The organism is Vibrio quintilis (assembly GCF_024529975.1).
In the GTDB taxonomy this organism is placed as follows: Bacteria; Pseudomonadota; Gammaproteobacteria; order Enterobacterales; family Vibrionaceae; genus Vibrio; species Vibrio quintilis.
In genome coordinates this window covers 2,492,451-2,505,260 of the sequence record NZ_AP024897.1, presented here as the reverse complement: position 1 = coordinate 2,505,260, position 12,810 = coordinate 2,492,451, and the positions used below count along the sequence as shown (strand labels likewise).

The window sequence follows — 12,810 nt, the reverse complement described above, 5'->3', positions numbered from 1 at the left end:
TCTGGCGCAGAAAATAAATTCACCGGAATCATACGATTTCTGAGACAGGGCTTATTTTGTAATAAGCCCTTTTTATATAGCGAGTGATGGCCTGCACATATGTCAGTAATTTTAGGAATAGATCCGGGTTCACGCATCACCGGATATGGTGTGATACAGCAAAAAGGCAGACATTTACACTATGTCGGGAGCGGGTGTATTAAAACGACAGAGAAAGAACTTCCCGGTCGTTTAAAGCAAATATACGCTGGTGTATCGGAAATCATTTTACAGTTCAGTCCGGATGTTTTTGCAATTGAGCAGGTTTTTATGGCGAAGAACGCCGACTCAGCCCTGAAGTTGGGGCAAGCCCGTGGATGTGCAATTGTTGCAGCAGTTAACGCTGATTTGCCTGTATTTGAATATGCAGCCCGTCTGGTGAAACAGGCTGTTGTTGGCACCGGAGGTGCAGACAAAGCTCAGGTACAGCATATGGTGCAGCATATGTTAAAGTTGCCCGCCAAACCCCAGGCAGATGCAGCCGATGCACTTGGGGTTGCGATTTGTCATGCAAATACCAATAAAACGCTGGTTGCTCTTTCCGGAGTTGCTAAAGGCTCAAGACGGGGACGCTATCGCTAGTGACCTGAATCAATGATTACTGGCTATTTATCCAGTTGTTGGTTATGATCATTTTGTTGGATTAAATGAAGGAAAAATTGTGATTGGACGTCTGAGAGGCTTGTTGCTTGAAAAGCAGCCGCCAGAAGTTTTACTCGAAGTCAGTGGTGTTGGCTATGAAGTTCAAATGCCGATGAGTTGCTTTTATGAACTGCCTGAAGTCGATCAGGAAGCAGTCGTGTATACACATTTTGTCGTGCGGGAAGATGCTCAGCTGTTGTATGGATTTAATTCCAAAGCTGAACGGGCTTTGTTCCGGGAAGTAATTAAAGCCAATGGTGTTGGTCCTAAACTGGGCCTGGCTATTCTTTCAGGCATGACAGCGAATCAGTTTGTTGATTGTGTGCGAAGAGAAGATATTTCGATGTTGGTTAAATTGCCTGGTGTCGGTAAGAAAACGGCTGAACGGCTCGTAGTTGAGATGAAAGATCGTCTGAAATCCTGGACTGGCGGGGAAGGTGACTTATTTGAACCGAAGTCAGAGCAGGATGTTGCTCAAAGCTCCGTTTCTGCGAATGCGGAAGAGGAAGCGCTGAGTGCTTTGTTAGCTCTGGGTTATAAACCTCAGCAGGCGTCAAAAGTGATTTCTCAGATTTCCCAGCCCGAGATGAGCAGTGAAGCACTGATCAAAGAAGCATTGAGAGCGATGATATGATAGAAGCAGACCGTTTCGTTGCTCCCGAAAATCCGGGCTCTAAAGATGAAGAAGTCATTGATCGCGCGATTCGTCCGAAATATCTTGCCGATTATCAGGGGCAAAATCACGTTCGGGATCAGATGGAAATCTTCATTCAGGCTGCTCAACTCAGAAATGAAGCACTTGACCATTTATTGATATTTGGTCCGCCCGGACTTGGGAAAACCACCCTGGCAAATATTGTTGCGAATGAAATGGGGGTCAACATCAGAACAACTTCCGGTCCTGTGTTAGAGAAAGCAGGGGACTTAGCGGCATTATTGACCAACCTTGAAGAAAATGATGTGTTGTTCATCGACGAAATACATCGCTTAAGTCCGATGGTTGAAGAAGTGCTGTATCCTGCCATGGAAGATTATCAACTGGACATTATGATTGGTGAAGGGCCGGCAGCAAGGTCGATCAAAATTGATTTGCCACCGTTTACACTCATTGGTGCAACAACCCGTGCCGGTTCACTGACTTCTCCGTTAAGAGATCGTTTTGGTATTGTCCAGCGTCTGGAATACTATGAAGTTGCTGACCTGCAGAATATAGTTTGTCGCAGTGCAGATTGCCTGAATCTCTCTATCGATACTGAAGGGGCTTTAGAGGTTGCCAGACGGGCAAGAGGAACACCAAGAATTGCCAACCGGTTGCTCAGGCGGGTCAGGGACTATGCGGAAGTGAAAAGTGACGGACATATCTGCCCGGATATTGCGGATAAGGCTTTAAATATGCTTGATGTTGACGTTCGGGGATTCGATTATATGGACCGCAAACTGCTCCTGGCTATCATTGAAAAGTTTTCTGGCGGGCCGGTTGGATTAGATAACCTCGCAGCTGCAATTGGTGAAGAAAAAGATACAATTGAAGATGTAATCGAACCGTATCTGATTCAGCAAGGCTATTTACAAAGAACGCCGCGAGGAAGAATCGTTTCAGAGCGTGCCTTCCTTCATTTTGGTTTGGAAAAATGATTTATCGACGGTGTCACTTAATTACAATCAAAATGAAATGTGATGGACATCTCATTTATAGAAATATCATAGGTATCAAAAATATTGCTCAGGTATCTTTAATGTTAAATTATTGTTTTATTGTTGCAGGCTTACCTTCTCTTTTTTACAAAAAAAACTCATTCAATCATTCTTATTTTTGATCTGTATCATTTCGTTGCGGTTTTGGTTGATTTTTATTCTTTCAACTTGATCTAGATCAATACACCTCGTCTGTATAAATCCTTTGAAAGGCGCTGTTTTTGGCAGTAGTATTTGGAAAAAATGTACTTCAATTTGATTAGTGTTTAATTAAATAAAAATACATTGGCGCAGCATATTATACCTTTTCTATAATTTTTATGATTCTGAAATTTAAGAAATTAAGCATTTAATTAATTGTAAATCTGAGTGGTGTCTTTCAGCCGACACAAAAGGAGTTATCATGATTGACGTGGTTGATCTATCGCGATTGCAATTTGCAATGACAGCGATGTATCACTTCTTGTTTGTTCCACTTACTTTGGGTATGACTTTCTTGCTTGCGATCATGGAGTCACTTTATGTGATGACAGATAAGCAAGTGTATAAAGACATGACCAAGTTCTGGGGTAAACTGTTTGGAATTAACTTTGCCCTTGGTGTTGCAACCGGGCTTACTATGGAGTTCCAGTTTGGAACAAACTGGTCTTACTATTCGCACTACGTTGGTGACATTTTTGGTGCACCTCTTGCCATCGAAGCGCTGGTAGCATTCTTCCTCGAATCAACTTTTGTCGGTCTGTTCTTTTTTGGTTGGGACCGGTTGTCAAAGCGCCAACACCTTGTAACAACATGGTTAGTTGCGCTTGGTTCCAATTTTTCAGCGTTGTGGATTCTGGTCGCAAACGGCTGGATGCAAAACCCGGTTGGTGCAGAGTTCAACTTTGAAACGATGCGGATGGAAATGGTGAGCTTCGCTGAAGTGGTGCTTAATCCGGTAGCTCAGGTGAAGTTTGTTCACACGGTTGCTTCAGGGTACACCACCGGCGCGATGTTCATTCTGGGTGTTAGTGCCTATTATCTGTTGAAAGGCCGTGATACTGCATTTGCGCGTCGTTCTTTTGCGATTGCTGCATCGTTTGGTATGGCTTCTGTGATTTCAGTGATTGTGCTGGGTGATGAATCCGGCTATGAACTGGGGGACGTGCAAAAAGTGAAACTGGCAGCAATTGAAGCTGAGTGGCATACAGAAGAAGCGCCGGCCGCATTCACTTTGTTTGGTCTCCCGAATCAGGAGACGATGAATACCGATTATGCTATTAAAGTCCCTTATTTGATGGGAATTATTGCGACCCGTTCTCTGGATGAAGAAGTGAAAGGGTTGCGTGACCTTCGTCAGGAACACGTTGAACGGATTCGTAATGGTATGTACGCGTATGAAATTCTGCAGAAATTACGTTCAGGTGATACATCCGGTGAGACGAAAGCAGCTTTTGAAGAGGTGAAGTCAGATCTTGGTTATGGCATGCTTCTGAAACGTTATACAGATGATGTGGTTGATGCTTCTGAAGAACAGATTCAGGCTGCGGCTAATGACTCTATTCCAACGGTTTGGCCCTTATTCTGGTCGTTCCGTATCATGGTTGCATGTGGTGTGATTATGCTGTTGGTCTTTGGCGCAGCGTTCATTCAGACATGCCGTCAAAAAATCGAACAGAAAAGCTGGATTCTTAAAGCTGCACTTTTCAGTATTCCACTTCCCTGGATTGCTGTTGAAGCCGGGTGGTTTGTTGCTGAATATGGTCGTCAGCCGTGGGCTGTGGGTGAAATTCTGCCGGTACATGTTGCCAGCTCAGCTCTGAGTGCCGGTGAGATCTGGTTGTCTCTGTTCGCAATTCTTGCGCTTTATACTGCATTCCTTATTGCTGAAGTTTATCTGATGGTGAAATTTGCCCGTAAAGGACCAAGTAGTCTGAAAACAGGCCGTTACCACTTTGAACAAAACAGTCATTCGGCAACCGATCAAGTTAGCCGCCAAGTTGAAGCATAAGGAAGGAGAAGAATATTATGTTTGACTACGAAATCTTACGATTTATCTGGTGGGTGCTGATTGGTGTTTTATTTATTGGCTTTACGATCGCTGATGGCTTTGATATTGGTGTTTGTGCTTTGGTCCCCGTCATTGGTAAGAGTGATACTGAACGTCGCTTGATGATCAATTCGATTGCACCTCACTGGGACGGAAACCAGGTATGGCTGATCACTGCGGGCGGGGCACTGTTTGCCGCATGGCCTCTGGTTTATGCGACATCTTTTTCCGGCTTTTATCTGGCTATGATCGTGACACTCGCTTCTTTATGGTTAAGACCAATTGGCCTGGATTACCGTTCGAAAATTGAAGATACGAAATGGCGTAATATCTGGGATATCTGCATTTCAGTCAGTGGTTTTGTACCGCCAATCATCTTTGGGGTAGCATTTGGTAACCTGCTACAGGGTGTTCCTTTCAAACTGAATGAATTCTTAATGCCCAGCTATCATGGATCATTCTTTGGCCTGCTGAACCCATTTGCGTTGCTGTGTGGTGTGGTGAGTTTGTTTATGTTTTTGCTTCAGGGGTCTTCCTGGCTGCAAATGAAGACATCAGATCAGGTTCACAGCCGTGCACGTAATGTTGCTCAGTTGTCTGGTCTGCTGATTACAGTCACTTTTGTTGCGGCAGGTTTTTGGGTGCAACATATTGATGGCTATGTGATCACCAGCCAGATTGATACTTCAGCTGCTTCTAACCCGCTCATGAAAGAAGTTGTCCGGGAGTCTGGTGCCTGGATGGCTAACTTTGATAAGTATCCTTTGCTATGGATTGCGCCAGCTCTTGGCGTTATTCTGCCACTGCTGGCAGTGGTTGCATCACGTCTTGAGAAGGGCGGTATTGCGTTTCTTGCATCCAGTCTGGCAAATGCTGGCGTTATTTTAACTGCGGGCTTCGCCATGTTCCCGTTTGTTATGCCATCCAGCTTGTCTCCTGCCAGCAGCTTAACAATGTGGGATTCAACATCCAGTGAACTGACGCTGAAGTTAATGACTGGTGTTGCTGTTGTCATGGTGCCGATCATTCTGGGCTATACGGCTTGGTGTTACTACAAAATGTTTGGTCGTATCAACAATAAATTTATTGAAGATAACAAAAATTCACTTTACTAATCAGAGGGTTAAGTTATGTGGTATTTCGCATGGATTTTGGGTGTATTGCTGGCTTGCTCGTTTGGGATTATTAATGCCCTGTGGTTAGAGCACTCAGAAATGATGGATAATGATAGTGAAGAGTGAGTTATACGACACTCTTGAAAAATGGCACCGTCCTTTAGATAAGCTTGTTTTCAGGCTGATGATTATGGGACTTGGTTTTTTCCATGTCTCGTTACTCATGTGGAATCCGCACACTTATGCGGATTCTGTTGGTGGCTTTAATTTGACGGTCACTGTGTTTTTAATCTGGTCTGTCTGTGCAAGTATGGTATTTGGTGTTGGCTTCAAACCGGAATCAGTGATTTGGAAGGTTATTTTCAGTCCTTATATCTCAGGTCTGATTCTGTTCACCTTTACTGTCATGCGCTTGATATAAAGATGATGTTGTCATTTTATCGTGTAAAGAATAGCGGGCTTGTTGCCCGCTATTCTTTTTTTAGGTCTGAGCTTTTGCCCGGACGGCCATCTCACGATAAACACGAGATGTTAAACTGAAACGTGAATATTTCATTTCTTTGGCTGAAGTGATGAACAATTCACCATTGCATTCCTGCGCTGTTATGAAATTGTTTAAAAAGAAGTAATACGATCCATTAAATCGTTTTCTCCCATGCTAAAACGACCAATTTGCGTTATAGTGCCCTTTCAAAATGCTATTCTTGGAGTCAGATGTGTGTCATTCGATCTCAGCTTCGCAGTTTCCGGTGACGATATATTATGAAGATACTGATGTTGGTGGTGTGGTTTATCATGCCAATTATCTGAAGTTCTTTGAACGGGCCCGGACAGAAATGTTGCGTCATGAAGGAATATCTCAACAAAACTTGTTGGAACAAAAAACAGGGTTTGTAGTCCGAAGCCTGGAGATTGATTTTTTTAAAGGTGCGCAACTTGATGATCATCTGATTGTTCAGACTTCAGTATCTGAACGGAAAAGAGCGTCACTTGTTTTCTGTCAGGAACTGGTTAATCCTCAAAATGAGGTATTGTGTCGGGCAATAGTTAAGGTAGCATGTATTGATACACAAAAAATGAAGCCCAGAGGGATTCCCAAACAGCTATTTGCGGAGTGTTGCAGTGAGTGCTGAAATTTCCATTTTAGATTTATTTTTACAGGCTGGTCTCCTGGTGAAATTAGTGATGCTCATACTTTTAGGTATGTCCGTCATGTCCTGGACCGTGATTTTTAAACGCAGTAAAGCGTTATCTGTTGCGGAAAAACAATCTGCAGCATTTGAAGATAAATTTTGGTCAGGTCATGATTTAACCACGCTATATCAGGAAATCAAACAAAAGAAAGATGAGTTAAGCGGGAGTGAAGAGATCTTTTACTCTGGCTTTACAGAGTTTGCCCGGTTGCGAAAAAATCACTCTGCTGAAGCTCATTTTGTAATGGATGGTACCGCTCGTTCAATGCGTGTTGCCGTTGCAAAAGAAGTGGATGAATTAGAAATGCACTTACCATTTTTAGCAACTGTCGGATCAATCAGTCCTTATATTGGTTTATTTGGAACCGTCTGGGGAATTATGCACGCATTTATTGCGCTTGGCGGTGTCAAGCAGGCGACGCTATCAATGGTTGCCCCGGGAATTGCTGAAGCCCTTGTAGCGACAGCGATGGGGTTATTTGCAGCGATTCCGGCTGTTATGGCCTACAACCGTTTGACAAATATTGTGAGCAAACTTGAGCATAACTACGCGACCTTTTCTGAGGAGTTTCACAGTATTCTTCACCGACAGGCCATGACGGGGAGGGAATAAGATCAATGACGGGTTATCAGCCTAAAAAGCGCAGATTAACGGCGGAGATTAACGTTGTTCCATATATTGATGTCATGCTGGTTCTGTTGATTATATTTATGGTGACATCCCCGTTTATTACACAGGGTGTTGATGTTGAGTTGCCTAAAACGGAAACAGCAAAACCGGCATCAGAACTGGTCGGTAAAGATGATGGTGGCTTTGTTATTGTTGAAGTCACAAAAGAAGGTAGTCTTGGCGTCAGTATTAATAATGAACCTTTTAAACGCGGACTTTCAATTCAGGATGCCGTTGTTTTAGTTAAAGCTGAATTAAGCTTGCATCCAAACGCTCCGGTTGCGGTTGGTGGGGATGCTGCCAGTCCTTATTCTAATATCGTTCATGTACTGGACGAGTTAAGTAAAGCTGGTATCCCAAAAGTTGGATTATTAACAGAGATTAAAGGATAGCTGCGTTATCCATGAAACATAAAAGACAACCCAAACGGTCATATCCGGTGAAATCATTTTTACTATCAGCGCTTTTGCATATTATATTGATTATTGCACTGGTGTGGGGAAGTGATTTTAATCAGGAAAAACCTAAACCTGTTGGGAGTATTGTACAGGCCGTGGTGATTGACCCGCAGCTTGTACGTCAGCAAGCTCAGGAAATTAAGACCAGGCGTGAAGCTGCGGCTAAAAAAGAGCAAAACCGTCTGGATAAATTACGCCGTGAAAGTGTTCGTCTTGAGCAGAATCGTAAGAATGAAGAAGAAAGGATTCGTAAGCTGAAAGAACAGAAAGCGAAAGATGCTAAAGCGGCCAGAGAAGCAGAAAAGTTCCGCAAAAAGAAAGAACAACAACGTATTGCTGAAGAAAAGCGTGCAGCAAAAGCAGAAGCAGCGAGAAAACTGAAAGAAGCGGCGATTGCTAAAGCAGAGAAAGAACGGCTGGATCGGGAAAAAGCGGCGAAAATTGCGGCGGAAAAGGCTAAAAAAGAACAGGAAGCTGCGAGAAAAGCTGAACAGGAGCGGTTAGCGAAAGAAAAAGCCGCTAAAGTTGCAGCAGAAAAGGCCCGGAAAGAAAAAGCCAGACTGAAAAAGCTGGAAGCAGAGCGCAAAGAACGGGAAAGGGCGCTGAATGATATTTTCTCCGGGCTTGAAACTGAGTCACAACAGAATAGCAGTGCCCGGAATCATTATGTCGCTGATCAGGCAAATCGTTATGGTGCAATTTATACAAAGTTAATTCAAAGCAGGCTTCTTTTGGAGGACAGCTTTAAGGGAAAGTCATGTCGGATCAATCTGCACTTAATTCCTGCGGGTAAAAGTGCAATTGTAGGTAGTGTGAAAATTCTGAAAGGGAGTCAGCCGGTGTGTGCTGCCACCCGCAGGGCTGTTGCTCAGGTCAACTTTTTCCCGCTTCCTAATGATCCGGATGTTGTTAAGGAAATAAAAGATATCACTTTGAATGTTAAACTCTAATCAAATATGACGAAAGTACCAGAGAAAAGGAAAAAGTTGTGTTAAAGCGTTTGATTTTAGGCAGTATGCTTCTTTTATTATCAGGTATACAAGCCCATGCATCACTGGAACTGGTGATCACCGAAGGGATTAATTCAGCAAGACCTGTTGCTATAGTTCCGTTTCAATGGAAGGGCGCACAACCTCTGCCTCAGGATGTTTCTGGTGTAATTGCGTCAGATCTTCAGCGTAGTGGTAAGTTCAGCCCTGTTGCAACCAGTAAAATGCCGCAAACGCCATATGATGAATCAGATGTTGATCTGAATGGCTGGACAAATCTTGGTGTTGACTCTCTGCTGACCGGAACTATTAAGCAAAATGCTGCCGGTGATTATGTGATTCATTATCAGCTGGTTGATCTGATTCAGGCTCAATTACAAAAAGGTAAAGGACGTTCTCTGACAGAAGATGGCCGGTTGGTTGAGTCTAAAAATTATGTTTTGCTCAATAATGTCGCTACCGTCCCGGGAAAAAGACTGCGGGAATATGCACACCGTATTTCAGATTTGGTCTATCAGAAATTAACGGGGGAAAGAGGCGCATTTTTAACCCGTATTGCGTACGTTGTTGTCAATGATGGTAAAAAATATCCATATCAGTTAAGAATTTCAGATTATGATGGATATAACGAGCGTTTGGTTTTAAGTTCCAAACAGCCTCTGATGTCTCCTTCCTGGTCGCCAGATGGACGTAAACTGGCCTATGTTAGTTTCCAGAATGGGCGTGCAGAAATATACATTATGAATATTTATACCGGACAAAGGGAGAAGATTTCGTCTTTCCCCCGACATAATGGTGCGCCGGTATTCTCTCCGGATGGAAAATCTTTAGCGTTAGTTTTGTCAAAAACGGGTAGCTTGCACGTTTATGTCATGGATCTGGCTACAAAGAAAATCCGTAAAATAACGAGGGGTAGATCAAATAATACGGAGCCTTTTTGGTATCCGGATGGAAAATCTTTGATTTTTACCTCAGATCGGGGTGGTAAACCTCAGATATATAAAGTAGATTTGTCTACTGGTGTGACTAGTCGTCTTACGTGGCAGGGATCACAGAATTCAGGCGGTCAAATTACACCGGATGGTAAATACCTGATTATGGTTCATAAGAACCGTTCAGAATTTAATTTGGCAAAACAAGACTTGGATACAGGAGCAGTACAAATCCTGACAAAGACTTTTCTTGATGAGTCTCCAAGTATTGCGCCGAACGGTGGTATGGTTATTTACAGTTCGATTTTCAATAAAGCTAATGTTTTATCCATGGTTTCTATTGACGGACGATTTAAAGCTAGGTTACCAGAGACAAATGGACGCGTAAGGGCTCCTGCGTGGTCACCGTTTTTATAAATGAGTCATGATTAATAAATTAAAGGAAAACGAAGATGCAACTTAACAAAGTTCTTAAAGGGCTATTGATTGCGTTACCCGTATTAGCAGTGACTGCATGTAGTTCTAACGACAAAGCAGTAGATGCCTCAGGTAATGAAACAACAAACCAGACGACGACATCAACTGGTTCTGAAAATATGACAGATACAACAGTTGTTTCTCCTGTTACTGATAATGGTCAATTGTCAGAACAAGAACTGAAAGATAAAGTTCTTCGGGATCAAACAGTATATTTTGCATTTGATAATTCAACGATTTCGTCTGACTACAAAGATATGTTAGCTGCACACGCGGCATATCTGAGTCAGCGTCCGAATATGAAAGTAACAATCGAAGGTCACGCCGATGAGCGTGGTACACCGGAATACAATATCGCACTTGGCGAACGTCGTGCTGAAGCGGTTGCAAAATACCTTCAGGCATTAGGTGTACAGGCTGATCAAATGTCAATTGTCAGCTACGGTGAAGAAAAACCACTGGTACGCGGTCATAACGAAGCAGCATATGCGAAAAACCGTCGTTCAGTGATTGTTTACTAATTTATTTTAGAGACATTCAAATATGTTCGGTAACCTACGACGACTTGTCGGGTTGGTTCTGTTAAGTAGTGCAGCAGGTGTCGTGCTTGCTGCACCGTCTCCTGCTCCTGTCTCCGATCTTAATTCAATCTCTGGTTCTTCGACTGCATCGAAAGTTCAGCAATTAGAACGTCTGTTACAAAACCGCAATGAAGTGCAGCTGCAAATGCAGCAGCAGCTCGATGACATGGCTGATGAAATTCAGCAACTGCGCGGTATTGTTGAGAAAAACAGTCACGAAATGCAGCAAATGGTTCAGAGACAAAGAGAACTGTTTATTGAGATGGATCGGCTCAGAAGCCAGGCAGGCAAACCAGCAGACAAACCATCTGAAACGCAAGAACAACAACCCGAAGGCACTTTCAGTAATAACGTCAGTGAACAGCAGGCTTATCAGGATGCTGTTGATTTGATTTTAAAGAAACGTGACTATGCCGGTGCTATCAATGCGTTTAATCAGTTTCAAAAAGATTTCCCTAAATCTAATTTTGCGCCGAATGCGCATTATTGGTTAGGTCAGCTGTATTTTGCTAAAAAGCAGGATAAAAAAGCTGAGGAAAACTTTAAGGCTGTATTGACATACAAAGAATCAAATAAACGTCCTGATGCACTGGTGAAACTTGGTGATATTGAAAAACGCCGTAAAAATAAACAGTTGGCAAATAAATATTATCAGCAGGTGATGAAAGAGTATCCGGATAGCGCATCAGCAAAATCAGCGGCCCGGAGTTTGATTCATTAATCCTGTAATTTCCCCTGAAGAACCACGACTGTGGTTCTTCTTTGTTTTGCACGCAACTCTGTTTTGACTCTGTATAACTGAAGTGTAAAATGCTCTGATTATTTAAAGCCGCGTGGGCAAGAGCAATGAGCCACATATTAGATAAAATAGATACTGTATACCCTTTCCCTCCAAAACCTGTTCCGCTTTCAGAACAAGAAAAACAAGATTATGTCGGCAAGATTAAAACCTTGTTAGCTGAACAGAACGCTGTATTAATTGCACACTATTATACAGATCCGGAAATTCAGGCACTGGCTGAAGAGAGTGGCGGTTTTGTCGGAGACTCACTTGAGATGGCCAAGTTTGGCAATCGTCACCCGGCGACAACGCTGGTGATCGCCGGGGTCCGCTTTATGGGAGAATCAGCGAAGATTCTGACTCCGGAGAAGCGAATTCTCATGCCGACACTTGAAGCTGAATGTTCTCTGGATTTAGGCTGTCCGGCTGATAAGTTTACCGCCTTTTGTGATGCACATCCTGATCATACCGTTGTTGTCTATGCAAATACGTCTGCCGCTGTTAAAGCAAGAGCAGATTGGGTTGTTACTTCCAGTATTGCGCTGGATATTGTTGAACACCTCGACAGTCAGGATAAGAAAATCATTTGGGGGCCAGACAGACACCTTGGCTCGTATATAGAAAAGCAAACCGGTGCAGACATGTTGCTGTGGAATGGCGAGTGTGTTGTACATGATGAGTTTTCGGCGGATGCGCTGAAAAAAATGAAAGCAATGTACCCTGAGGCCGCAGTGCTGGTTCACCCGGAATCTCCCTCCAGCGTTGTTGCACTGGCTGATGCTGTGGGGTCGACCAGTCAGTTAATTAAAGCGGCAAAATCACTGCCACACAAGCAAATGATAGTCGCCACTGATCGGGGTATTTTTTATAAGATGCAGCAAATGGTACCGGACAAAGCGTTGTTTGAAGCGCCTACTGCTGGTGCTGGTGCGACCTGTCGGAGTTGTGCCCACTGTCCGTGGATGGCAATGAACGGACTGAAAGAAATCGAGCTGGCTTTACGAGAAGGTGGCGAGCAGCACGAAATATTCGTTGATGATGAAATTCGTGATAAAGCACTGGTTTCACTTAACCGAATGCTGGATTTTGCAGCGCAGATGAATTCTTAGTTGCAGACATACGAAGCAAGTATTTCAGATGACATAAAGGGAAGGCTGGGTCTTCCCTTTTTACATTCGGACTATTTTTACATCCGGATTATTGTACAAA

Annotated in this window: 15 protein-coding genes; all 15 read left to right on the top strand. The window is 43.3% G+C overall.

Annotated elements, in window-relative coordinates; translation table 11 throughout:
• The first annotated feature begins 99 nt into the window (after positions 1-99).
• The 15 genes from ruvC to nadA all read left to right on the top strand — a co-directional run bounded on the left by ruvC (position 100) and on the right by nadA (position 12,710).
• Positions 100-621, top strand: a complete 522-nt coding sequence (gene ruvC / locus OC443_RS11555; protein WP_073586278.1) for a crossover junction endodeoxyribonuclease RuvC — start codon at positions 100-102, stop codon at positions 619-621.
• 79 nt (positions 622-700) lie between these two features.
• The gene (ruvA, locus tag OC443_RS11550) at positions 701-1,315 is read left to right on the top strand and encodes a Holliday junction branch migration protein RuvA (protein WP_073586279.1); all 615 of its coding nucleotides are present in this window, start codon (positions 701-703) and stop codon (positions 1,313-1,315) included.
• Entirely contained in the window at positions 1,312-2,316 is a 1,005-nt protein-coding gene (ruvB, locus tag OC443_RS11545) for a Holliday junction branch migration DNA helicase RuvB (RefSeq protein ID WP_073586280.1), read from the top strand. Before ruvA ends, ruvB begins: the two co-directional genes overlap by 4 nt.
• 463 nt (positions 2,317-2,779) lie before the next feature.
• The gene (gene cydA, locus OC443_RS11540; RefSeq protein ID WP_073586281.1) at positions 2,780-4,366 is read left to right on the top strand and encodes a cytochrome ubiquinol oxidase subunit I; all 1,587 of its coding nucleotides are present in this window, start codon (positions 2,780-2,782) and stop codon (positions 4,364-4,366) included.
• A 17-nt stretch (positions 4,367-4,383) separates the two neighbouring features.
• Complete coding sequence (gene cydB, locus OC443_RS11535; protein ID WP_073586282.1) at positions 4,384-5,520, top strand: cytochrome d ubiquinol oxidase subunit II; 1,137 nt, start codon at positions 4,384-4,386, stop codon at positions 5,518-5,520.
• Between the two features lie 15 nt (positions 5,521-5,535).
• Positions 5,536-5,646 (top strand): cytochrome bd-I oxidase subunit CydX, encoded by a 111-nt coding sequence (gene cydX, locus OC443_RS11530; RefSeq protein WP_073586283.1) that lies wholly within the window; start codon positions 5,536-5,538, stop codon positions 5,644-5,646.
• Positions 5,636-5,941 (top strand): cyd operon YbgE family protein, encoded by a 306-nt coding sequence (locus tag OC443_RS11525; RefSeq protein WP_234976464.1) that lies wholly within the window; start codon positions 5,636-5,638, stop codon positions 5,939-5,941. The genes cydX and OC443_RS11525 overlap by 11 nt, the downstream gene beginning before the upstream one ends.
• A 307-nt stretch (positions 5,942-6,248) precedes the next feature.
• Positions 6,249-6,653, top strand: coding sequence for a tol-pal system-associated acyl-CoA thioesterase (gene ybgC, locus OC443_RS11520; protein ID WP_200796988.1), 405 nt, complete (start codon positions 6,249-6,251; stop codon positions 6,651-6,653).
• A complete protein-coding gene (tolQ, locus tag OC443_RS11515; RefSeq protein WP_073586286.1) occupies positions 6,643-7,326 on the top strand; it encodes a protein TolQ in 684 nt (227 codons plus the stop codon). The genes ybgC and tolQ overlap by 11 nt, the downstream gene beginning before the upstream one ends.
• Positions 7,327-7,331: 5 nt before the next feature.
• Positions 7,332-7,775: an ExbD/TolR family protein gene (locus OC443_RS11510; RefSeq protein WP_073586287.1), complete on the top strand. Its 444-nt coding sequence runs from the start codon at positions 7,332-7,334 to the stop codon at positions 7,773-7,775.
• Between the two features lie 11 nt (positions 7,776-7,786).
• The gene (gene tolA / locus OC443_RS11505; protein ID WP_073586288.1) at positions 7,787-8,791 is read left to right on the top strand and encodes a cell envelope integrity protein TolA; all 1,005 of its coding nucleotides are present in this window, start codon (positions 7,787-7,789) and stop codon (positions 8,789-8,791) included.
• Between the two features lie 38 nt (positions 8,792-8,829).
• Complete coding sequence (tolB, locus tag OC443_RS11500; protein ID WP_262021670.1) at positions 8,830-10,179, top strand: Tol-Pal system beta propeller repeat protein TolB; 1,350 nt, start codon at positions 8,830-8,832, stop codon at positions 10,177-10,179.
• A 35-nt stretch (positions 10,180-10,214) separates the two neighbouring features.
• Positions 10,215-10,760, top strand: a complete 546-nt coding sequence (gene pal, locus OC443_RS11495; RefSeq protein WP_073586339.1) for a peptidoglycan-associated lipoprotein Pal — start codon at positions 10,215-10,217, stop codon at positions 10,758-10,760.
• A 22-nt stretch (positions 10,761-10,782) separates the two neighbouring features.
• Positions 10,783-11,541: a tol-pal system protein YbgF gene (gene ybgF, locus OC443_RS11490; RefSeq protein ID WP_073586338.1), complete on the top strand. Its 759-nt coding sequence runs from the start codon at positions 10,783-10,785 to the stop codon at positions 11,539-11,541.
• A 125-nt stretch (positions 11,542-11,666) separates the two neighbouring features.
• Positions 11,667-12,710, top strand: coding sequence for a quinolinate synthase NadA (gene nadA / locus OC443_RS11485; protein ID WP_073586337.1), 1,044 nt, complete (start codon positions 11,667-11,669; stop codon positions 12,708-12,710).
• Positions 12,711-12,810: the final 100 nt, after the last annotated feature.